Annotated in this window: 18 protein-coding genes and 1 pseudogene; 3 read left to right on the top strand and 16 right to left on the bottom strand. The window is 66.8% G+C overall.

Annotated features, from left to right (window positions below; all coding sequences use genetic code 11):
* Positions 1 to 35: 35 nt before the first annotated feature.
* The 5 genes and pseudogenes from rodA to FNZ56_RS10570 all read right to left on the bottom strand — a co-directional run bounded on the left by rodA (position 36) and on the right by FNZ56_RS10570 (position 5,821).
* Positions 36 to 1,145, bottom strand: a complete 1,110-nt coding sequence (gene rodA, locus FNZ56_RS10590) for a rod shape-determining protein RodA (RefSeq protein WP_143879805.1) — start codon at positions 1,143 to 1,145, stop codon at positions 36 to 38.
* Between the two features lie 92 nt (positions 1,146 to 1,237).
* A pseudogene (gene mrdA / locus FNZ56_RS10585) lies at positions 1,238 to 3,028 on the bottom strand (penicillin-binding protein 2); the annotation flags it as partial.
* A gap of 72 nt (positions 3,029 to 3,100) precedes the next feature.
* Positions 3,101 to 3,580 carry a rod shape-determining protein MreD gene (gene mreD, locus FNZ56_RS10580; protein ID WP_143879804.1) on the bottom strand — a complete coding sequence of 160 codons (480 nt, stop codon included), beginning with the start codon at positions 3,578 to 3,580 and terminating at the stop codon, positions 3,101 to 3,103.
* Positions 3,577 to 4,536 (bottom strand): rod shape-determining protein MreC, encoded by a 960-nt coding sequence (mreC, locus tag FNZ56_RS10575; protein WP_143879803.1) that lies wholly within the window; start codon positions 4,534 to 4,536, stop codon positions 3,577 to 3,579. The genes mreD and mreC overlap by 4 nt, the downstream gene beginning before the upstream one ends.
* 238 nt (positions 4,537 to 4,774) lie before the next feature.
* Positions 4,775 to 5,821, bottom strand: coding sequence for a rod shape-determining protein (locus tag FNZ56_RS10570; protein WP_143879802.1), 1,047 nt, complete (start codon positions 5,819 to 5,821; stop codon positions 4,775 to 4,777).
* A gap of 184 nt (positions 5,822 to 6,005) precedes the next feature.
* Here FNZ56_RS10570 and FNZ56_RS10565 point away from each other — a divergent pair, with 184 nt between their 5' ends.
* Together FNZ56_RS10565 and FNZ56_RS10560 are read left to right on the top strand one after the other, a co-directional pair.
* A complete protein-coding gene (locus FNZ56_RS10565; RefSeq protein WP_143879801.1) occupies positions 6,006 to 6,941 on the top strand; it encodes a carbohydrate kinase family protein in 936 nt (311 codons plus the stop codon).
* Positions 6,942 to 7,052: 111 nt separating this feature from the next.
* Positions 7,053 to 7,736, top strand: coding sequence for a hypothetical protein (locus FNZ56_RS10560; protein WP_143879800.1), 684 nt, complete (start codon positions 7,053 to 7,055; stop codon positions 7,734 to 7,736).
* Between the two features lie 87 nt (positions 7,737 to 7,823).
* On the opposite strand, the gene FNZ56_RS10555 is transcribed toward FNZ56_RS10560, so the two are convergent.
* The 3 genes from FNZ56_RS10555 to FNZ56_RS10545 are packed head-to-tail and all read right to left on the bottom strand — an operon-like array spanning position 7,824 to position 11,464.
* Positions 7,824 to 8,555 (bottom strand): hypothetical protein, encoded by a 732-nt coding sequence (locus FNZ56_RS10555; RefSeq protein ID WP_143879799.1) that lies wholly within the window; start codon positions 8,553 to 8,555, stop codon positions 7,824 to 7,826.
* Positions 8,552 to 9,526, bottom strand: coding sequence for an alpha/beta fold hydrolase (locus FNZ56_RS10550; RefSeq protein ID WP_143879798.1), 975 nt, complete (start codon positions 9,524 to 9,526; stop codon positions 8,552 to 8,554). The genes FNZ56_RS10555 and FNZ56_RS10550 overlap by 4 nt, the downstream gene beginning before the upstream one ends.
* 3 nt (positions 9,527 to 9,529) lie before the next feature.
* Positions 9,530 to 11,464 carry a M1 family metallopeptidase gene (locus FNZ56_RS10545; protein ID WP_143879797.1) on the bottom strand — a complete coding sequence of 645 codons (1,935 nt, stop codon included), beginning with the start codon at positions 11,462 to 11,464 and terminating at the stop codon, positions 9,530 to 9,532.
* A gap of 155 nt (positions 11,465 to 11,619) precedes the next feature.
* Here FNZ56_RS10545 and FNZ56_RS10540 point away from each other — a divergent pair, with 155 nt between their 5' ends.
* Positions 11,620 to 13,899, top strand: a complete 2,280-nt coding sequence (locus FNZ56_RS10540; RefSeq protein ID WP_143879796.1) for a carbohydrate binding family 9 domain-containing protein — start codon at positions 11,620 to 11,622, stop codon at positions 13,897 to 13,899.
* Between the two features lie 95 nt (positions 13,900 to 13,994).
* Here FNZ56_RS10540 and ubiE read toward each other — a convergent pair whose 3' ends face one another.
* The 8 genes from ubiE to FNZ56_RS10500 form a co-directional block, all read right to left on the bottom strand.
* Positions 13,995 to 14,756 (bottom strand): bifunctional demethylmenaquinone methyltransferase/2-methoxy-6-polyprenyl-1,4-benzoquinol methylase UbiE, encoded by a 762-nt coding sequence (gene ubiE / locus FNZ56_RS10535; RefSeq protein ID WP_143879795.1) that lies wholly within the window; start codon positions 14,754 to 14,756, stop codon positions 13,995 to 13,997.
* A gap of 23 nt (positions 14,757 to 14,779) precedes the next feature.
* On the bottom strand, positions 14,780 to 15,670 hold the full coding sequence (gene xerC, locus FNZ56_RS10530; RefSeq protein WP_246064581.1) for a tyrosine recombinase XerC: 891 nt from the start codon (positions 15,668 to 15,670) through the stop codon (positions 14,780 to 14,782).
* A 124-nt stretch (positions 15,671 to 15,794) separates the two neighbouring features.
* Positions 15,795 to 16,466 carry a DUF484 family protein gene (locus FNZ56_RS10525; RefSeq protein ID WP_185970731.1) on the bottom strand — a complete coding sequence of 224 codons (672 nt, stop codon included), beginning with the start codon at positions 16,464 to 16,466 and terminating at the stop codon, positions 15,795 to 15,797.
* On the bottom strand, positions 16,463 to 17,323 hold the full coding sequence (dapF, locus tag FNZ56_RS10520; protein WP_246064579.1) for a diaminopimelate epimerase: 861 nt from the start codon (positions 17,321 to 17,323) through the stop codon (positions 16,463 to 16,465). The genes FNZ56_RS10525 and dapF overlap by 4 nt, the downstream gene beginning before the upstream one ends.
* Positions 17,324 to 17,326: 3 nt before the next feature.
* Positions 17,327 to 17,608 (bottom strand): LPS translocon maturation chaperone LptM, encoded by a 282-nt coding sequence (gene lptM / locus FNZ56_RS10515; RefSeq protein WP_143879792.1) that lies wholly within the window; start codon positions 17,606 to 17,608, stop codon positions 17,327 to 17,329.
* A gap of 21 nt (positions 17,609 to 17,629) precedes the next feature.
* The gene (locus tag FNZ56_RS10510) at positions 17,630 to 19,801 is read right to left on the bottom strand and encodes a S9 family peptidase (protein WP_143879791.1); all 2,172 of its coding nucleotides are present in this window, start codon (positions 19,799 to 19,801) and stop codon (positions 17,630 to 17,632) included.
* A gap of 89 nt (positions 19,802 to 19,890) precedes the next feature.
* Positions 19,891 to 22,011, bottom strand: a complete 2,121-nt coding sequence (locus FNZ56_RS10505; protein WP_246064577.1) for a prolyl oligopeptidase family serine peptidase — start codon at positions 22,009 to 22,011, stop codon at positions 19,891 to 19,893.
* A 51-nt stretch (positions 22,012 to 22,062) separates the two neighbouring features.
* On the bottom strand, positions 22,063 to 22,305 hold the full coding sequence (locus FNZ56_RS10500) for a hypothetical protein (protein ID WP_143879790.1): 243 nt from the start codon (positions 22,303 to 22,305) through the stop codon (positions 22,063 to 22,065).
* Positions 22,306 to 22,464 lie beyond the last annotated feature (159 nt).

Raw genomic sequence — 22,464 nt, 5'->3', positions numbered from 1 at the left:
AGCACGCGACGCCGATGCGCCAGCACCATCCGCATTCAGCCGTTCACGCCTCGATGCGAACGGATCGACATCACCACGCCCATGCCCGCGAGCAGCGATACCGCCGCGGTGCCGCCGTAGCTGAGCAGCGGCATCGGCACACCCACCACCGGCAGCAGGCCCGAGATCATGCCGCCGTTCACCAGCACGTACACGAACAGCGACAGGCCGAGCGCACCGGCGAGCAAGCGCGAATATCCGTCGCGCGCCTGGCCCGCGATCCACAGGCAGCGGCCGATCACGAACAGGTACAGCGCCAGCACCACGGCGACGCCGATCCAGCCGAATTCCTCGCTCAGCACCGCGAACACAAAATCGGTGGTGTGCTCGGGCAAATAGTCGAGGTGCGATTGCGTGCCCTGTCCCCAACCCTTGCCGAACAGGCCGCCGCCGCCGATCGCGATCTTCGACTGGATGATGTTCCAGCCTGCTCCCATCGGATCGGATTCGGGGTTGAGGAAGGTGAGGATGCGGTCCTTCTGGTACGGGCGCAGCAGCCAGAACCACGCCATCGGCGCGGCGGTAGCCACGCCCGCGGCCGCGGCCGCGAACCACCACCACGACAGCCCGGCGAGGAACAGCACGAACACGCCGCTCGCGGTCACCAGCATCGCGGTGCCGAAGTCCGGCTGCAGCAGGATCAGCACGATCGGCAGCGCCATCAGCACCGCGGCGACCAGCACCGGCCGGAAGCGCGGCGGCAGCGGCCCGCGGTCGAGGTGCCAGGCCAACATCATCGGCAACGCCAGCTTCCACAGTTCCGAAGGCTGGAAATAGAACACGCCGAGGTTGATCCACAGGTTGCCGTGCTTGCCGCTGCCGATCAGCAGCACCGCCAGCAACGGCAGGATCGACAGCGCGTAGAACGCCGGCGTCGCGTTGCGCAGCCGGTGCGGCGGCAGGCGCGACAACGCCCACATCGCGACGATGCCGAACGCGTAGCGCAGGCCCTGCGCCAGCACCAGCCGCGGGCTTTCGTTGCCGGCGCTGTACAGCACCGCGAGGCCGATGCCCATCAGCGCGCCGAGCGCGAGGCACAGCGGCCAGTCCAGCGTGCGCGTGAACCGCGCCCACGCGTCGCGCAGCCAGTACAAGAGCAGGCTCATGGCGCCGCCCCCGGCGATACCGTGGTCGTGCCGTCGACCGCGCCGGACACGTTCTCGAAATGCACGGTCTGGTTCCCGTGCGCGTCGGTCTCCGGCATCTTGCCCAACAGCCATGCGTCGAACACCTTGCGCGCGATCGGCGCGGCGCTGTCGGCGCCGTAACCGCCGCCCTCGATCGCGACCGCGATCGCGATCGTCGGCGCGTCGGCCGGCGCATAGGCGATGAACAGGCCGCGGTGGCGCAGGTTCATCGGCAGCTTGCGCGGATCGAGCGCCGCGCTGCCGCGGCGGCTCACCACCTGCGCGGTACCGGTCTTGCCGGCGATCAAATATTCGAGCCCGGGGCGGATGTTGGTCGCGGTGCCGGCGCCATGCACGGTACCGATCATGCCCTCGCGCACCGCCTGCAGGTGCGCTTGGTCGTCGCTGATGCGGCGCGGCGCCGGTTGCGGTTCCTCGATCCACGCTTCGCCGAAACCGTGCCGGCGCGCGGTGACCAGGTGCGGGCGATGCAGCCAGCCGTCGTCGGCGAGCGCGGCGGTGCCCTGCGCGAGTTGCAGCGGCGTCACCTTCCAGAAGCCCTGCCCGATCGCCGAAATCACCGTGTCGCCGGGATACCAGCGGCCCTGCTTCGACGCGTGCTCCGCCTTCCATGCCGGCGACGGCAGGATGCCGCCGATTTCGCCGGAAAGATCGATGCCGGTCGGCTTGCCGAAACCGTAGCGCGCCATGTAGGCATCGACCTTGTCGATGCCCATCGCCAGCGCCAGCGTGTAGTAGTAGGTGTTGACCGAGGCGTAGATCGACTTGCGCAGGTCGGTCCAGCCGTGGCCGCCGCGGTGCGAATCGCCGTAGCCGCGGCGTTGCCCCGGCAGGTAGAACATGCCGGTGGAAAGGATCTTGTCGTCGACGGTGCGCGTGCCGCTGTCGAGCCCGGCGAGGCCGAGGAAGGGCTTTACCGTCGAACCCGGGGCGACGCCGCCGAGCACGATGCGGTTGAATTGCGGGCGCGAGGGGTTGTCCATCAGCGCGCGGTAGTCGGCGTGCGAAATGCCGTTGACGAACAGGTTCGGGTCGAAGCCGGGCAGACTCACCATCGCGAGGATCTGGCCGTTGCGCGGATCGATCGCCACCGCCGAACCTTCCAGCGTGCCGAACGCGGCGACCATCGCGCGCTGCAGGTCGAGGTCGATGCCCAGGCGCAGGTCGGTGCCCGGCGTCGCCGGCACGCGCCCCGCGCTGCCGAGCGCGCGGCCCTCGACATTGGTCTCGATCTTCTCGTAACCGAGCTTGCCGCGCAGTTCTGCGTCGTAATAACGCTCCAGCCCGGTCTTGCCGACGTGGGTGAAGGCGTCGCCGTTGTCGCCGAGCTGCTTGAGGTCGCCTTCGTCGACGCGCCCGACGTAGCCGATGACGTGCGCGAACAGGTCGCCGTAGGGATAACGCCGGGTCAGGTACGGCACGACTTCCACGCCGGGGAAACGCCAGCGGTCCACCGCGAAGCGCGCGACCTCGTCGTCGTCCAGCCGTGCCTTCAGCGTGATCGGCTTGAAGCCGCGCGCGCCATGCCGCGCATCGTCGAACTTCTCGATGTCGTCGGGCGAGATGGCGATGATCTTCGCCAGTTCCGGCACCAGTTTCGCGATGTCGCCGGCCTGGTCGGGAACCACGTCGAGCCGCCACGCCGGCACGTTTTCCGCCAGCACCCTGCCCTTGCGGTCGAGGATCAGCCCGCGCGCCGGCACCACCGGGCGCAGGCGCACGCGGTTGGCTTCCGAACGCGTGGCGTAGTCGTCGTGCTGCAGCACCTGCAGGCGGAAGTACCAGCCCGCGAGCCCGCCCAGCGCGAGCAGCACCGCGAAGAAACCGACCGCCGCGCGCATGCGGAACAGCGCGGTTTCGGCCGAGGGGTTCTTGAGCTGGCGGCGACGACGCCCGAACACGACCCGGGGCGCCTATTTCTGGCGACCGAGCCGCAGCCCGTCGAGCAGCAGGAACAGCGGCGCCCACAGCAACATGCCGAGCAGCGGCGCCCACCAGTACGCCCACGGCACCCGTGGTTCGCCGATGGTCAGGTGCACCGCGGCGCTGACCACGCGATCGTTGAGCAGCAGGCCGCCGATCGCCAATGCCTGTTGCGGGATCGGGAAGAATCGCAGCTGCGAACGGAAGCGCTGCACGATGAACGCGAGCACGGTCAGGCGCAGCGCCTGTTCTCCGAGCAGGCTGCCGAACGCGAGGTCGGCGGCGAGCCCGGCCGCGAATGCGATGCCGAGGCCGATGCGCTCGGGTTCCTCGATCAGCCAGTAGGCGATCACCAGCGCCAGCCAGTACGGGCGGAACGGCTGCATCCACGCCGGCAACGGCAGCAGGCCGAGCAGCAACGCGACCAGCACGCTGACCGGGAACAGCCAGGCATTGCGCTCGCGGCTCAAGGTTTCGCTCCCGTCGGCGCGGCGGGGGTCGCGGAAGGCGAATTTGATGCTGGCGCGGGAACGGCGGGCGGCGTCGCGGGTTGCGTCGTCGTTGGCGCGACGATCTTCGGCGGCGCGGCGATCACCTTGCGCAGCAGCAGCACGTCGCGGCCGCGGTCGAGTTGCGCCGCGGGCTTCAGTTCGCCGACGAGGAAGGCGCGGCTTTCGTCGGGGCGCAGTTCGCTCACCGTGCCGACCGGGAAGCCCGGCGGGAAACGCCCGCCCAGGCCGGAGGTGACGATGCGGTCGCCGACGCGCACGTCGCCGGAGATCGGCACGTTCGCCAGTTCGATGCGGTCGCTGCGGCCAGTGCCGTAGGCGACCAGGCGGATGCCGTTGCGCTGCACCAGCACCGGCACCGCGTGGTCGGGATCGGTGAGCAGCAGCAGCGTCGACGTGCCCGGCGTCACCGCGACGACCTGGCCGAGCAGGCCGCCGGCATCGACCGCGCTCTGGCCCATGCGCACGCCGTCGCGGCTGCCCGCGTCGAGCACCAGGCGCTGGTGGGTCGGATCGAGGTCGACGTCGAGGATCGGCACCAGCTGCACGTCGAAGCCCTCGCGCCGCACCGCGCCGAGCATGCCGGTCAGGCGCACGTTGTCCCCGGCCGCGGTCTGCAGCCGCGCGATGCGCGCGCCGCTGACCAGCAGCGCGTTGCGCAGGGTTTCGTTCTCGCGCTGGAGTTGCGCGCGGGTGGCGACGCGGGAACGCAATTCGGCGCCCAGTTCGCTCGGCAGCGCCGCCACGCGCCACAGCGGCTGCACCGCGAGCGTGGCCTGCGCGCGCGCCTTCGACAACCAGCCGCCGCGGTGGTCGAGCACGATCAGCGCGATCGCCAGCGCCAGCCAGCCCAGCAGCCGCAACGTCCCGGCGGCATCGCCGTAGCGTGGGACGGGAGGACCGGCGTAAGGCGGCACGTTTCGCTTCGCTTCGTTAGTTGTCAGTGACTAGGGGAGCATGAGCCGTCGCGAGCGAAGCCGGATTGGGCGCGCGCGGAGCGCAGGGTGAAGCATGTTGCTCGCAAACCGCAGGTTTGCAACATGCCGAACGCCCGAGAGCTGCGCTTGAGGGCCGGGATCCGGAGTTGACGCGATGGTCAATGAGGATTCCGAGCACCGCACGCGCCCGAGCCCGGCGAGCGCAGCAGGCTCAGGATCAATCTTCGGCGAAGAACTCGTTGCCGTGCATGTCCACCAACTCCAGCGCACGCCCGCCACCGCGCGCGACGCAGGTCAGCGGATCGTCCGCGATCTGCACGTGCAGGCCGGTTTCCTCGGAAATGAGCTTGTCCAGGTCGCGCAGCAGCGCGCCGCCGCCGGTGAGCACGATGCCGCGCTCGGCCACGTCCGCGCACAGTTCCGGCGGGGTCTGCTCCAGCGCCAGGCGGATAGCGGACACGATGCCCGACAGCGGCTCGCGTAGCGCTTCCAGCACTTCGTTCGAGGTGATCTTGATCATCTTCGGCACGCCCTCGGCGAGGTGGCGGCCGGAGATCTCGATTTCGCGCACGTTCTGCTGCGGATAGGCGCAGCCGATGTCGAGCTTGATCCGTTCGGCGGTGGTCTCGCCGATCAGCATGCCGTGGTGGCGGCGCACGTAGTTGATGATGGCTTCGTCGAAGCGGTCGCCGCCGATGCGCACCGACTGCGAATACACCACGCCGTTGAGCGCGATCACCGCGACCTCGGTGGTGCCGCCACCGATGTCCACGACCATCGAACCGCGCGCCTCTGTCACCGGCATGCCGGCGCCGATCGCCGCAGCCATGGGTTCCTCGATCAGGAACACCTCGCGCGCACCGGCCTCCTCGGCCGATTCCTTGATCGCGCGGCGCTCGACCTGGGTGCTGCCGGCCGGCACGCACACCAGCACGCGCGGGCTCGGGCGCAGGAAGCGCGACTTGTGCACCTTGCGGATGAAGTGCTTGAGCATTTCCTCGGTGTAGGTGAAGTCGGCGATGACGCCGTCCTTCATCGGCCGCACCGTGGTCATGTGCCCCGGCGTGCGGCCGAGCATCTGCTTGGCCTCGCTGCCGACCGCCGCCACCGCCTTGGCGCTGCCGATGCCGCGGTCCTGGCGCACCGCGACCACCGACGGCTCGTTCAGCACGATGCCCTGCCCGCGCACGTAGATGAGGGTATTGGCCGTGCCGAGGTCAATCGACAGGTCGTTGGAGAACATGCCGCGGAACTTCTTGAACATCGGGGGGAATGTCCGTGCCGAAAGGCCGAAAAAGGGCCATATAGCCTAGCAGTTTTTGCTTCCTTCTCCCTCCGGGAAAAGGTGCCCGGAGGGCGGATGAGGGGTCGAATTCGCACGCGCCCTGCTTGGCCCGCCCGCCCCCGGCCGCTAACCTGTCCGCCGCTCTCTTCCGCCCGGACCTTCCATGGCTGCCCTGATCTGCGGTTCCCTGGCCTACGACACCATCATGGTGTTCCCCGACCAGTTCAAGAACCACATCCTCCCGGACAAGGTCCACATCCTCAACGTCTCGTTCCTGGTGCCGCGGATGCGCCGCGAGTTCGGCGGCTGCGCCGGCAACATCGCCTACAACCTCAAGCTGCTGGGCGGCGACCCGATCCCGATGGCCACCGTCGGCGCCGATTTCGGCCCGTACCGGGCCTGGTTCGAGGAGCAGGAGATCAAGCTCGATTTCGTGAAGGTGATCGACGAGCTGTTCACCCCGCAGGCCTTCATCACCACCGACCACGACAACAACCAGATCACCGCCTTCCACCCGGGCGCGATGATGCGCAGCTACGAGAACCACGTGAAGAACGTGCCGGGCGTCACCATCGGCATCGTCAGCCCGGATGGGCGCGAGGGCATGCTGCAGAACGCGAAGGAATTCAAGGAAGCCGGCATCCCGTTCATCTTCGATCCCGGCCAGGCGATGCCGCTGTTCAACGGCACCGAGTTGCGCGCCTTCATCGAGCAGGCCGATTACGTGACGGTCAACGATTACGAATCCAACCTGCTGGCCGAACGCACCGGCTGGAGCGAGACCGAAATCGCCGGCAAGGTGAAGGCCTACGTCATCACCCGCGGCCCGCATGGCTGCGAGATCCATGCCGGCGGCGACAAGCACAACGTGCCGCCCGCGCACGAGCGCCGCATCACCGACCCGACCGGCTGCGGCGACGCGTTCCGCGCGGGGCTGATCTTCGGCATCGAGAAGGGTTACGACTGGATGACCATCGGCCGCATGGGCAATTTGATGGGCGCGCTGAAGGTGGAGCACCCGGGCACGCAGAACCAGCGCTTCGACTACAAGGATTTTTCCGAACAGTTCCGCCAGCAGTTCGGGTATGCATTGACCTGATGCTTTTCCCTCTCCCCGCGTAGCGTGGGAGACAGCCGAAGGCGGGTGAGGGGCAACCTCAGCGTTGCGACAGTGGCAGGCCGGGGCTCGTCTTACGATCTGAGGTCACTCGTGAATCTTCCATCGCAGAAATTGCGGGATCGCGCCAGCACTGCACTGAAGTTAGTACATGAAACCCAATCTGCGTTGGGGAAACTTCAAATCAAGGTTGACGAGCGTAGCGCTACGGTAATTCCTCTCGTACTCGCTTCAATGGATATTGCCGAAGCTGTCTACGCGTTGTTGATTAACCAGCCAGAGCAATCTTGGGCCTCTGCACTAATCATGCAACGCGCCCAAATGGAATACGTCTTACGGTCGGCATACTTTGCCAAGGCCGCCAGCCAAAAGGAACTAATGCGTTTCCGAAAGAAAGGCAAAATGCCAAATCGCGGGAAGCGCTCAATTTACATTACCGAGATAACAATCGACGCCAGCCAACATCTCGGTTGGGATAAAGACAAGCTCCTTGAATCTGTCAAAAACCACTATCGAGATTTGTCCGGTTTAGTACACGGAGGGAAAGAGGTACTTGGTATTTACACAATGCACGAAACCTGGGGTGACCTCACCATCGAATGGGATGAGTTAATCGCATCTGTAGACAATATTTTGGTTTTTGTTCAACTTGGCCTTGGCGTAGCCATGTATCTCTCGCCGTTAGAGCCCGCCGAACTAGATAACGTCGTGCGCGCGACATACGAGAACGCACACGCTTATTTCCGAGAACACAGCAGTATTGATAAAAGCTCTTAGCCGCTGCAAATAACTCAGCAAACCGGCTGCTGCCTTAGCAAACGATCGAAGGCCGCAAGTGAAGAAGATTTCGTTGTTGTGGCCCAGTCAATTCCACTTCGACAACTGCGTCGCATCCAGCCCGGCGGTTTCGAACACCGCGGTCTTCTTGCTGTAACCCTTCACCGGGAACTCGATCGTCAGCACCTTCGCCGACTTCGCGAGCCTCCACAGCCCCTTGTAGTCGTCGATGAACATCGCGATCGCCTCGTCGGTCTTCGGCCGGTTCGCGGCCATCGCCTTCGGCGCCTGGTCGTCGACGGTCACCATCACCTTGCAGTGCCCGTAGCAACTCTTGTCGAAATCGCCGCCCGCGAGCACGAGGTAGCTGCTGCGCCCCCACGAGGGATGATCGCGGAAGATCAGCCGCACCGGTTGCGCGCCGCCGCCGGTATCGACCGGATCGCGCGAGTAGATCGATGCCGAGAGCTGCGTGCCGCCGCCCTTCACCGCTTCCTTGTCGTAGCTCCACAGCGCGGCGGTGCGTTCGCCTTCGCGCGCGGCATCGGCCTTGGCCTTGATGTCGACGAGTTGCGTGCGCACGCGCTGCGCCGCCTGCGATTGCGGGAATTGCGCAACCAGCACGTCGCCCTGCGCCTTCGCGAGCCGCCAGTTCTGCTGCGCGACCGCGGCGTCGAAGGCCTTGGCGGCATCGCTCGCGGCCGCTTCCTGCGCCGCGGCTTGTGCGGCCTGCGCCTTTGCCTCGGCCTGCGGATCCTTGCCGTGGCAGGCGGCGAGCATGGCAAGCGCCAATGCGCCAGCGGTGAGTTTGATGTTCATCGTGCGACTCCTTGTTCGATCAGCGATTCGACCGCCATGGCCACATTGTGCGGCTGTTCGGTGATGGACATGTGCCCGCAGCCGTCGAGCAGCAGCTTGCGCGCCTGCGGCATGCGCGCGGCGTAGAGGTCGAGCGCGCTGGCGTCGATCACCGCGTCCTGTTTGCACCAAAGCAGCAATGCGGGTTGGTGGATGTTCGCGGCTTCCTCGCCCGGCAGGAAGCGCTGCGGGCCGCGACCGATCTTGTCCAGCACCGATTGCTCGAACGCGGCATCGGCGCGGCGCTGGCGGATGAACCCGACCGAAGCCGGCCACGGGATCGCCGGCGCTTTCGACTTGTCGAAGAACAGCACGTCGAGATAGGCGTGGAGCGAAGCGTCGTCCGTCACCGCGAACGGATTCTTCCCCGCCAGCACTTCCTCGCCGAAGCGGTTGTCGCGGAAACGCACGCCGGCGGCGTCGAGCAGGCCGACGCGCGAGACGAGTTCGGGATGCCGCGCCGCAACCAGCGCGGTGATGCCGCCGCCCATCGAATGCCCGAGCAGCACGACCGGCTTGCCGGGCGACACCGCGCGGATGAACGCGGCGACGCGTTCGGCCTGCGCGACGAAACCGTAATCGGCGCCGGGCTTGCGTTCGCTCGCGCCCCAGCCGGGAAGATCGGGAATCACCACCCGATAGCGACCGCGCAACTCGCGCGCCAGCGGATACCAGTTCTCCTTGCCGCCGGTGAAGCCGTGGATCATCACCACGGTAGGTGCGTCGACGACGTCTGCGTCGCGCGTCGCGTAGACCCAATGGAATCCCGCGACTTCTACCGAATGCTGCGACAGTCCGGCGGCGATGCGTTGCCGCGCGAATTCGCCGCGCACGAGCAGGTAGGGATTCCACGCGACGGCCGCGATCGCCGCAAGCAACACGGCCGCCACGAGGGCGGCCGCGAACTTGCCGAACGGGATTCGACGCAACATCGCTTACTGCGCAGCCGGCTTGGCCCCGTCGATGGTTTCCTGCACCGATCCGGTGGTGATCGGGTGGTAGCCCGGCTTCGCCTTGGCGAATACGTCCTTCGCGAACGCGAGCCCGTCCGGCGTCTTCACCAGTTCCTCGTAGGTCGGCATGATCAGCTTGCGCCGGCCGATCTTCTCCAGGAACGCGGCGATCGCCGGGCGCGCGTCGGTGTAGCCGCTGCGCACGGTGAGCGGATACCAGCGTTGCGCGATCTCGCCGTTCGGCGTGCCGGTGAAGTGGTAGGCATCATCGAGCTGCTTCAGCTGCTCCGGCTTGAGCGTGTCGCCGAGGCCTTCGATGAAGTGCACCCATTCCTGCGTGCCCCACACGCCGGTCACCTGCGGCGCCGGCAGCGTGCCGCTGCCCGACCACGCGATGCGCGCGGCATCGACCACGCTGAACTTGCGCGACTGCACCTGCGGCGCATCGGCCGGGATGCCCGGGCCGTACAGCCATGCATCGACTTCGGCCATCGTCACCGTGCCCTTGTGCTTGTCGACGAGGTTCTTCTGCAGGTAGTCGCGGAATTGCTCGGTGGTGATGCTCTGGAACGCGAAGTGGTCGAAGTAGCTGCGCAGCCACGGATCGAAGGTCGCGCGCCCGAACTTCTGTTCCAGCCACTGCATGAACCACGCGCCCTTGGTGTAGGCGGTGTCGCTGGCCGCGTCGTCCGGATCGGTGAGGTCGCCCGGCTTCAGCGCCAGCGCCTGCAGCTTCGGATCGAGGGTCTTGTATTCCTTCTTCAGCTCGTCGCGGTCGATCACCTGCTCCATGTCGGCCATGTCCTGGCCGTACAGCGCCTCGGTGATGCGGCCCTGCACGTAGGTGGTGATGCCTTCGTTGAGCCACGCATGGCGATCGGTGGCGAAGGTGACGAGGTTGCCGGACCAGCTGTGCGCGAGCTCGTGCGCGACCAGCGACACCAGCGACTTGTCGCCGACGATCACGGTGGGCGTTGCGAACGTCAGGCGCGGATTCTCCATGCCGCCGTAGGGGAACGACGGCGGCAGCACCAGCAGGTCGTAGCGGTCCCAGCGATACGGCCCGTACAGCTTCTCGGCCGTCTGGATCATCTTCTCGGTGTCCTCGAACTCGTGCTCGGCCTTGTCGACCATCGCCGGTTCGGCCCACACCCCGCTGCGCTCGCTGATCGGCTTGAACACCAGGTCGCCGGCGGCGATCGCGAGCAGGTAGGAGGGAATCTTCTGCGGCATCTTGAACGCGTAATCGCCGTCGCGAACCGCGTTCGGGTCGTTGTCGGCGCTCATCAGCACCATCGCGTCCTTCGGCGCGGTGACGTGCGCCGAATAGGTGAAGCGGATGATCGGCGTGTCCTGCAGCGGCACCCACGAACGCGCGTGGATCTGCTGCGACTGGCTGAACATGAAGGGCTGTTTCTTGCCTTCGGTCATCGCCGGATCGAGCCATTGCAGGCCGGAGGCGTTCGGCGAAGTGCGATAGGTCACGCGTACCTTGGCCGGGCGCGTCGGCGTGTCGATGGTGAGCTTGGTGCCGAGGATCGGATCGGTCTTGTCCGACAGATTGAAGGCGAGCGGCGTGGCCTGGCCATTCGCATCCAACGCCTCGGCTTTCTCGATGGTGATGTCGCGGCTATCCAGCACGAGCTGGGTCGCCTTCTTGTCCTTCCAGTCGAGGCTGTAGGTCGCGGTGCCCGAGATTTCCTTCTTGTCGAAATCGACGGCGAGGTCGAGCGCGAGGTCGGTGGTCCGGACCTTGTCCGGCTGCGAATACGAATGTTCGTCGACGACGGCTTGCGCGGGCATGGCGGCCTCCTTCTTGGCGGCGGACGGCGCCGGCGCGGACGGCGTTTCGGCGCGTTGGCAGGCGGACAGCGCCAGCACCGCGGCGAACGGGAGGAACAGCAGGGAATGGCGCATCGGAGCGGCCTGCGTGGGGGAAGGCGCGCAGTTTAGCGCCACGCGCACGCGGCCGCTGGCACGCGATCGTGACTTTCGTCAACCCGACTCGCGGCACTGCAACCCTTGCGCGGCGTCGCGCATCGTAGCTTCGACATCCACCTTCCCCACGACGCATGCCCACGCCCCGCCGCTGCATCCTCGCCCTCGCCTGCCTGTTCGCCCTGCAACCGGCGTTCGCACAGGCGCCCGATGCGCCGCCACCGCCGCCTCCTGGTTCCTACGTGCCCGGCGGCAGCATCCCGAAACTGCAGGGCGACATCGCCATCGACGGCGTGCTCGACGATGCGGCATGGCAGGGCGCGCTGGTGCAGGACATCGCCTACGACATCCAGCCCGGCGACAACACCCCGGCGCCGGTCAAGACCGTCGTGCGCATCGGCTACACCGACGATGCGCTGTACGTGTCCTACCACGCGCTGGACCCGGACCCGGCGAAGATCCTCGCCCACCTGCGCGACCGCGATGCCGCGTTCAACGACGACTGGGTCGGCCTGTTCCTCGACACCTTCAACGACCACCGCCGCGGCTACGAGTTGGTGGTGAATCCGCTCGGCGTGCAGGGCGACATCATTCGCGACGAGACCAACGCCGACAACCAGGAAGACTCGAGCTGGGACGGGCTGTGGCAAAGCGCCGGCCGCATCACCGCCGAAGGCTACGACGTGGAGATGCGCATTCCCTTCTCGACGCTGCGCTTCCCCAATGGCGGCGGCGACCAGCGCTGGGGCATTTCGCTGTTCCGCAACTGGCCGCGCGACAAGCGCCACCAGCTGACCAGCCACCGCGTGCCGCGCGAATCCAATTGCTTCGAATGCGAATGGGGCCAATACACCGGCCTCGCAGGCGCGAAACAGGGCCGCAACCTCGAGGTCGTGCCGACGGTCACCGTCGGCGCCGAACAGACGCGCGACGCGGCGAATACGCCATGGAAAAGCGCCGATACCTCGATCGAACCGGGCGTGGACGTGAGCTGGGCGCCGTCGCCGAACATGACCCTGAACGCGACCATCAACCCGGATTTCTCGCAGGTCGAAACCGACCAGTTGCAACTCGGTTTCAACGACAGCTTCGCCCTGTTCTACCAGGAGAAGCGGCCGTTCTTCCTCGAGGGCGCCGATTACTTCACCACCCCGTTCAACGTGCTCTACACCCGCCAGATCGCCGACCCCGACTACGGCCTGCGCGTGACCGGCCGCAGCGGCGGCAGCACCTACGGCGCGATCGTCGCGCGCGATGCCGCGCCGCAGGTCCTGGTGCCGGGCGTGCTCGGTTCCGGCTTCGAGGCGCTCGACGAGAAGGTCGATGTCGCGGTCGGCCGCTACCGCTACGATTTCAACCAGCATGCGAGCATCGGCGTGATCGGCACCTTCCGCGAAGGCGACGATTATTCCAACGACGTCGTCGGCGTCGATGGACGCTGGAAAAGCGGACCGCACACCGTCACCGCGCAGTTCCTGCGCAGCCAGTCGGAATATCCGCAGGAATTCATCGACCGCGCCATCGACGACGGCGTCACCGACCTCGACCTGTCGGATCGCACGCCGGTCGGCGATGCATGGCGCACGGAGTATTCCTTCAGCAACCGCAACTGGTATTTCGATACCTGGCACATGGACGTCGATCCCGGCTTCCGCGCCGACCTCGGCTTCATCGGCCAGGTCGGCTACGACAAGTCCCTCGCCGGCGGCGGCTATACCTGGTTCCGCGACGACAAGGCGCTCAACCGCATCAACCTCTACGCCGACTTCGACATCACCCACCGCTTCGACAGCCAGCTGCTGGAACGCGAATGGGAAGCGCAACTGCAGGCCGATGGCCCGATGCAGAGCAACTTCAGCTTGCACGCACTGACCCGCGCGCGCTTCTGGCAGGACACGCTGTTCGACGAACACTACGCCGACGTCAACATCCAGTTCCGCCCGCTGCCGAAGCTGCTGCTCGGCGCCTATGCCAACGTCGGCGAAATGCTCGACCTGACCGCGGCGAAGACCGGGCGACGCACCCTGCTCGAACTCTGGGGCAACACCGACATCGGCCGCGGCCTCACCCTCAACTGGGACGTGACGAAGCAATGGATGCGCCGCGGCGGCGGCACCGCGTTCGAGGCGACGCTCGTCAACGCCGGCGGCAGCTGGCAGTTCGATCCGCGCCAGCGCCTGCGCCTCACCCTGCAGGGCAGCGAGGTGCTGCGCGACCAGACGCTGTACGTCGACACGGTGAACGAAACCGCGCGCGACTGGGCCGCGCAGCTGGTGTATTCGTACAAGGTCAACCCGCGCACCGCGCTCTACGCCGGCGCGTCCTACGGCGCGTTCATGGACGACGACAACCCGGACCTGTTCGGCAACACGCGCAGCGTGTTCGCGAAGTTCACCTACGGTTGGCAGCCTTGATTTTCGAAGGAATAGCGAACACTGGCTTTTGTGGGAGCGGCTTCAGCCGCGAGCTTCGCCAGTCGGGGCTAAAGCCCCTCCCACAGGGCAAGTAGCTACGCCTTGTAACCCGTGTGCACCGCCACGATCCCGGCGCTGAGGTTTTTGTAACCGCAACGCGCGAAGCCGGCGCGTTCCATCATCGCCTTGAGTTCGTCCTGCGGCGGATGCTTGCGGATCGATTCGGCGAGGTACTGGTAGCTGTCCGCGTCGCCGGCGAACAGCTTGCCGAGCGCGGGCAGCACCTTGAACGAGTGGAAGTCGTAGATCGGCCTGAACCACTCGGCCGTCACCTGCGAGAACTCCAGCACCCGCGCCTGCCCGCCCACTTTCAGCACGCGCAGCATCTCGCGCAGCGCCGCGTCCTTGTCGGTGACGTTGCGCAGGCCGAAGGCGATCGTGACGAGGTCGAAGCTGGCATCGGGGAACGGCAGCGCCTCGGCGTTGCACTGCACGTAGTCGAGGCCGCGCACCAGTCCGCGGTCGGTCATGCGGTCGCGGCCGGCGCGCAGCATCGCCGCGTTGATGTCGCCGAGCACGACTTCGCCGGTGTCGCCCACGCGTTCCTTCAGCAGCGCGGCGATGTCGCCGGTGCCGCCGGCGAGGTCGAGCACGCGGTCGCCCTTGCGCGCCTGCGCGGTGGCGACGAAGTAGCGTTTCCACGCGCGATGGATGCCGAGGCTCATCGCGTCGTTCATCAGGTCGTACTTGCCGGCAACCGAGGTGAACACCTCGCCGACCAGCTTCTGCTTGTCGCCCACCGGCACGTCGCGGAAGCCGAAATGGGTGGTGCCGGATTTTTCGCTTCGATCGACCATGCGTGGATTATCGCATCCCGCGCTCAGCCCTTGCGCTTCGCACGCGGGTGCGCACCGTCGTAGACCTTGGCGAGGTGCTGGAAATCGAGGTGGGTGTAGATCTGGGTGGTGCCGAGGTCGGCGTGGCCCAGCAGTTCCTGCACGCCGCGCAGGTCGCCGGAGGATTCCAGCACGTGGCTGGCGAAGGTGTGGCGCAGCAAGTGCGGGTGCACGCGCTTGAACAGGCCCTGTCGCTGCGCGAGCTGGCGCAGGCGCAGTTGCACCGCGCGCGGCGTGATGGTTTTTCCGCCGCGTCCCGGGAACACCGGCGCGTCCGGCTTCGGCGATTGTTCCGCGCGCCAGGCTTCGAGCGCTGTGCGCGCATGCGAACCCACCGGCACCATGCGCTGCTTCGAGCCCTTGCCGAGCACGGTGACCTGTCCATCGGCGAGATCGAGGTCGTGCCAGCGTAGCGCGCACAGTTCCGACACGCGCAGGCCGGAGGAATACAGCAATTCCAGCAACGCGCGGTCGCGCTGGCCTAGCGGCGCGTCGGTCGGCACTTCGACCAGTTGCACCGCTTCGTCCACGTCCAGCACCTGCGGCAATTTGCGCGCGGCCTTGGGCGCACGCAGCGCGCTGGCGGGATTGGCGGCGATGCGCCCGTGCCGCAGCAGCCACTGGTAGAAACTGCGGCAGGCGGAAAGACGGCGTTGCAGGCTTTTCGGTGTCAGTCCGCGACGGTGCTCGTAGGCGATGAAGGCGCGCAGTTGCGCGGCCTGCAAGGCGGCGACGTCGTCGACGTTTTGCGATTTCGCCCAGTCGGCGAGCGCTTGCAGGTCGCGGCGATAGGCGTCGATGGTGTGCTTCGACGACTGGCGCTCGACCGCGAGGTGGTCGAGGAAGCCGTCGATCGATGGTCTGGATTCGTCCACCCTCATCCGCCTTCGGCACCTCGCTTCGCGCCCGGCCAAGTGCTTTGCACTTGGCATTCGGGCATGTGCGGGCCAGTGGCCCGCTGGCTACATGCCCTCATCCCGCCAGCGGGAGAAGGAAAAATCAATCGAACCGCTGCAACGCCACCGCCAGCGATTCGGCCATCATCCGCAGGAACAGCGTGCCCATGCCCGGATAGAACCGGTTGGCGTCGCGGCTGCCGACCGCGACCAGGCCAACGCCCGGCATCGGCAGCAGCGCGCTGGATTGCACTTCCTCGCCGCGCAGCGCGTACAGCAACGCATGCTTCTCCGGCTGCAGGCGCCCGCTCAGCGGTTCGCCATCGGCAAGGCAATCGCGGAACGGCGCCAGCCGCGCGTCGCCGGCGGGAATGACCTGCAGCCAGTCGACGTCGTCGAGTCCCGCGACCGGTTCGAACAGCACGATCCGCACCAGGTCGCCCTGGAAATCCTCGGCCAGGCTCGCCGCCATCGCACGCACGGTGTCGCCCGCGTTCTTCTGCCGCAGCAACGCCAGCGTGAGCTGGTGCGTGCGCACGGCGAGGCGCTCGTTGTCCTGCGCATTGGCGAACAGCTCATGCAGGCGGCGCGACAGCTCGCGATTCTTGTCGCGCAGCACTTCCAATTGGTAACTGGCGAGCGAGGCGGCCGGACCTTCGTCGCGCGGCACCACCAGGCTGATCGCGAGATCCGGGAACTGCTTGAGGAAGGCGGGATGCCGCCGCAGCCATGCCGCGACTTCGTGCGCGCCGAGTTTTTCCGCCTGCTCGATCATTGATTCCACTCCCCTTCGAATACGAACACCGCCGGTCCCGACATAGCGATGCGTCCGTTCGAATCATAGTGGATATGCAAATCGCCGCCGGGCAGCGCGACCGTCACGCCGTTCGCCGCATCGACGCGGCCGCGTTTCGCCAGCACCGCCACCGCCGCGCAGGCGCCGCTGCCGCAGGCCAGGGTTTCGCCGACGCCGCGTTCGTACACGCGCAGGCGGATGCGGTCGGGCGCCAGCACCTGGGCGAAGCCCACGTTCACCGATTCGGGGAACGCATGGCTGCGTTGCAGCAACGGCCCGATATGGCCGACCGGCGCGAGGTCCACCGCGTCGACTTCGACCAGCGCGTGCGGATTGCCCATCGACACCGCGCCGAAGCGCAGCGTTCCGCCGCCTAGTTCGAGCGCGTATTCGTCCTGTTCGCCTTCGAAGCCCGCCAGCGGAATCCGCGGCGGCGAGAATTCCGGCGCGCCCATGTCGATTTCGAAGCGGCCCTGCGCATCGCGCGTGACGGCATGCAATCCGGTCGGGCTGTCGATGGCGAAATCGCCGTGCGCGGGCGCGGCGCCGTCGCGCACCAGCCACGCGGCGATGCAGCGCGCGCCGTTGCCGCATTGCTGCGCATGCGAGCCGTCCGCGTTCCATATCCGGTAACTCGCGACCGCATTCGCGTTGCGCGGCGCCTCGATGGTCAGGATCTGGTCGCAGCCGACGCCCATGTGGCGATCGGCCAGTGCGCGGCACAAATCCGGGTCGGGCGTTGCGCGCCCGTCGCGCAGGTCGAGCACGACGAAGTCGTTGCCCGCGCCGTGCATCTTGGTGAAACGCAGCGGCTGGCGCGGCGTGTCCGCGCCCATCGCTCAACCGCCTCCGTTCGCGGGCGGCGGCGTGCTGCCATCGGCAGGCGGCGTCTGCGGTGTGGTGGTATCGGTTGGCGTCGCGGGCGCCGGCACGTCGGCCGGAGCCGCGGGCGCGGTGCTCGCGGGAGCGGGCATGGTCGCGTCGGCCGGGGCCGTGGTCGTCGCGGGCACGGCCATTTCATCCGCGGGCGACTGCGGATGCACCAGCGGGCCCTTGTTGCCGCAGCCGGCGAGGGTCGCGATCAACGCAACCGGAAGGATCAAACGAAGGGGCGTTTTCATGGGCGCGAGTATAGCCCCGGCTCAGGGCGACACCGCGCCTCCCGCCACGCCCAACTGGTCGAGCATGAACGCGTACATCTCCGCCAGTTCGCGGTAGCGGCGGAAGCGCCCGGACTTGCCGCCGTGGCCGGCGTCCATGTTGGTGCGAAACACCACCGGGTGCGTGCCGGTGTCGAGGTCGCGCAGCTTCGCCACATACTTCGCCGGTTCCCAGTACTGCACCTGCGAATCCCACAGCCCGGTGCCGACGAACATCGCCGGGTAGGCCTGCCTGGCCAGGTTGTCGTAGGGCGAATACGAGAGCATGTAGTCGTAGGCCTTTTTCTTCTCCGGATTGCCCCACTCGTCGTATTCGTTGGTCGTCAGCGGGATTGACGGATCGAGCATGGTCGTCACCACGTCCACGAACGGCACCTGCGCGAGGATCACGCGGTACTTCTGCGGCGCCATGTTCGCGATCGCGCCCATCAGCAGGCCGCCGGCGCTGCCGCCGTAGGCCGCGACGCGACCCGGCGCGGCATAACCCTGCTTCACCAGGAAGTCGGTGACGTCGATGAAATCGGTGAAGGTGTTCTTCTTGTTGAGCAGGCGGCCGTCGTCGTACCAGGCGCGGCCCATTTCCTCGCCGCCGCGCACGTGGGCGATGGCATAGACCATGCCGCGATCGAGCAGGCTGACGTTGGTGACGCTGAACGCCGGATCGGTGGAATGGCCGTAGCTGCCATAGGCGTACTGCAGCATCGCCGCCTTGCCGTTCTTCTCGAAGCCCTTGCGATACACGACGGACACCGGAATCTTCGTGCCGTCGCGCGCGGTCGCCCACAAGCGTTCGGTGACGTAGTTCGCCGGGTCGTAGCCGCCGAGTACCGGCTGCTGCTTGAGCAGGCGGCGTTCGCCGGTGTCGACGTTGAGTTCGTAGATCGTGCCCGGCGTGGTCAGCGAGGTGTAGCCGTAGCGCAGCCACGGCGTGTCGTGCTCGGAATTGTCGTCGAGCGCCATCGAATACGCCGGCTCGTCGGCCTGCACGAACTGGTCGCTGCCGTCGTTCCTGCGCAGGCGGATGCGTTCAAGCCCACCGGAGCGTTCCTCGATGGCAATGAAACCGTCGAACAAGTCGAAATCCTGCACGAACACATCGGCGCGGTGCGGAACGAGGTCGACCCAGTCCTTGCGCGCATGGCTGCCGTCGGGCGCGGTGACCAGCTTGAAGTTGGTCGCGCCGTCTGCATTAGTGCGGATCACCCAATGCCCATCGATGTGGTCGGCGTGGTATTCGACCCCGTCCTCGCGCGGGGAGAGTACGGTGAATTCGCGCGGATCCGCGGCCGGTGCGCAGCGCACCTCGGTCATTTCGGTGGCGCCGACGTCGATGCAGAGGTACTTGTCGTCGCGGCTGCGCCACACGCCCATGTAGAAGCGATCGTCGGCTTCCTCGTAGACGATCGGGTCGTCCTTCGGGTCGGTGCCGAGCACGTGCTTCTTGGTGCGCTTGGTCAGCAGCGTGTCCGGGTCGTTCTCAACGTAGAACAGCGTGCGGTTGTCGTCGGCCCAGGCGGTGTAGTACGCCGCGCCATGGATCACGTCGGGATAGACCTCGCCGGTGTCGAGGTCCTTGAAGCGGATGTCGTACTGGCGGCGGCCGACGTCGTCGTCGGTCCAGGCCATGATGTGGTTGTCGGGCGAAACTTCGTATTCGGCGACGTGGAAGTAATCCTTGCCTTCGGCCATCGCGTTTTCGTCGAGCAGTACCTGCTCGCCGGCGAAATCGCCGGCGGCGTTCGCCTTCAGGATCGAAGTCGCATCGATGCCTGCGCCGTCCTTGCGCCGCGCGTAGATGGCGTAGTCGCGGCCTGCCTCGTAGCGCGCGTAGTACCACCAGCCGCGTTCGCGCACCGGCACCGAGGCATCGTCCTGCTTGATGCGCCCGACGATCTCGTCGTAGAGCTTGTCCTCGACCGGCTTGAGCGGCGCCATCAACGCATCGGCGTAGGCGTTCTCCGCGTTGAGGTAGGCGAGCATCTCCGGGTCCTTGCGCGTGTCGTCGCGCAGCCAGTAGTACTCGTCGTTGCGTTCAGCGCCGAACGGCGCGGTCACGACATGCGGCTTGCGCGCGACATCGGGCGGCACCGGCGCATCGGCGGCGTGGCTGGGCGTGGTCATCAAGGCAAGGAGCAGGAGAAGTGCGGGCTTCATGGATGGGGCCTGGAAGAGGCGAACGCAACGGTTCACCTCTTTCCAGACGTATGGAACGACGATTTCCCTACGAAACCGCCCCGCGGAATTCAGGGTTTCGCGAGCTCGTTCCAGAGGAAGGCGTAGGTCAGCGCCCACAAGTGCGCCTGCTGGCGGTTGGTCGCGCCGGCGCCGTGCCCGCCCTCGGTGTTCTCGTAGTAGCGCACGTCCTTGTCCGCGGCCAGCATCTTCGCGGCCATCTTGCGCGCGTGGCCCGGATGCACGCGGTCGTCGCGGGTGGTGGTCCAGATGAAGGTCGGCGGATAGGTTTTCGCCGGATCGAACAACTGGTACGGCGAGAAGGTCTTGATGTAATCCCAGTCGCTGGTATCCGGATCGCCGTACTCGGCCATCCACGAGGCGCCGGCGAGCAGGTGGCTGTAGCGCTTCATGTCCAGCAGCGGCACTTCGATGACGATGGCGCCGAACAACTGCGGATACTGCACCAGCATGTTGCCGGTGAGCAGGCCGCCGTTGCTGCCGCCGGCGATGCCGAGGTGCGCGGGCGAAGTGACCTTGCGTTCGGCCAGGTCCCGCGCGACCGCGGCGAAATCCTCATAGGCCACGTGGCGATTCGCCTTCAGCGCGGCCTGGTGCCAGCGCGGACCGTATTCGCCGCCGCCACGGATGTTGGCGAGCACGTACACGCCGCCGCGTTCCAGCCATGCCTTGCCGACGACGCCGGAGTAGGACGGCACCATCGACACCTCGAAACCGCCGTAGCCGTACAGCAGCGTCGGCGCCTTGCCGTCGAACGCGAGGTTCTTCGGACGCACGATGAAGTACGGCACGCGGGTGCCGTCCTTCGAGGTCGCGAATTGCTGCTCGACCACATCCTTCGAGGCATCGAAGAACGCGGGGTTGGACTTCAGCGCTTCCGGTTTCTCGCCAGATTTCCACAGCGACAACGTGGTCGGGGTGAGGAAGCCGGTTTCGGTCAGCCACAGGTCGTCGCTGTCGTCGTTGTCGACCGCGCGCGCCGACAGCGTGCCGATGCCGCCATTGCCGGTGAACGGCGTGGCTTTCCAGTCCTGCGCGGGATCGAGCACCTCAAGCCGGCTCTTCACGTCGTCGAGCACGTTGAGAACGAGCTTGTTCTTCGTCCAGGTCGTGCCTTCGAGCGAAGTGGTGTCGCTGGGCGTGAACAGCACGGCGAAATCGCGCTTGCCGGCCATGAAGTCGTCGAACTTCGTCGCGAGCAGCGCACCGGCGGGATAATCGTGGCCACCGACCGACCACGGTTCGCGCAGTTGCAGCGTCAGCCATTCGCGATGCACGTCCTTGCCGGCCGAGTTCGGCGCACCAACCAAGATCAAAGTGCCATCCGCACTGCGCAGGAACAATTCGTCGTTCCAGAAGGCAATCGTGCGGTTGACGAAATCGCGCTCGAAACCCGGCGTGCGGTCGCGGAACGCACCGACGGCGAGGTCGTCGTTCTTGCCTTCGTACACCGTCGTCGCCGCGGACATCGGCGTGCCGCGCGTCCACAGCTTGGCGATGCGCGCGTAGCCGGAGGTCGTCATCGAACCGGGGCCGAAATCGGTGCCGACATAGACGTGGTCGCGGTCGATCCAGCCGAGGTCGCCCTTGGCTTCCGGGCGGAAGAAGCCGCCTTCCACCCAGTCCTTGGCATCGAGGTCGAATTCGCGGGTCACGTCGGCGTCGCTGCCACCGCGCGACAAACCGACCAGGCAGCGCTGGTAATGGCCGTTCGCCTCGCGCAGGCAGTCGGCGCCGTGCCAGACCCAGTTCTCGTGCTCGGCCGCACCGAGCGCGTCGAGGTCGATCACCGTTTCCCAGCGCGGTTCGGCCTTGCGGTATTCGGCCAGCGTCGTGCGCCGCCACAGGCCGCGCTGGTGCTGCGCGTCCTTCCAGAAGTTGTAGTAGTAGTCGCCGATCTTCTCGACGTCCGGGATCTTGGCCTTGGAATCGAGGATCGCCTCGACCTGCCCCTGCAGCGCGTCGAAACCGGGCGTGGACGCGAGTTCGGCGTCGGTGCGCGCGTTCTGCTCGCGGGCCCAGGCCAGCGGTTTCTCGCCGGTCACGTCCTCCAGCCAGAGATAGGGATCGTCGGTGGCGGACATGGCGGGCTCCTGCGGGGCGTCGGCGGCGAACACCGGCGCGGTGGCCAGCCCGGCCATCAGCACGAGGAGGAAACGGGTCTGGCGCATGGCGTGTTCGCGTTGGGGTGGAACCCCGAACGCTAGCACGCGACTCCAGTCTCAGCGCATGCGGAAGGTCACGCGGCGCGCCTGCGCGCGGCGGCGGCGCGGAAGCGCGGTCGCGGCCCGCGGCAGGGGAAAACCGGCGACGCTCCACCACGCCGCCAGCGGCATGCCCAGCAGCCACAGCGGCAGGAAGCCGAACCAGTCGCTGTTGCCGCGCGCGGCGGGAACCAGCAGCACGGCGAGCGCGCCGAGGATGACGGCGGTGCGCAGGTAACGCTCGGGTCGCGGATCGTGCATGGCGGGGCTCCGTGTCGGGTGGCAGACAGGCTGCGGCCGCGGCTTCTCACGGATTGCGATTTGCTTTTCCTCCCCCCTTGAGGGGGAGGATGTCCGCAGGACAGGAGAGGGGCGTTCGTCCTTCCCCCTCTCCCGGCGCTACGCGCCACCCTCTCCCAC

It is taken from the genome of Lysobacter lycopersici (assembly GCF_007556775.1).
In the GTDB taxonomy this organism is placed as follows: domain Bacteria; phylum Pseudomonadota; class Gammaproteobacteria; order Xanthomonadales; family Xanthomonadaceae; genus Pseudoluteimonas; species Pseudoluteimonas lycopersici.
This window is presented reverse-complemented; position numbering and strand designations above follow the sequence as displayed.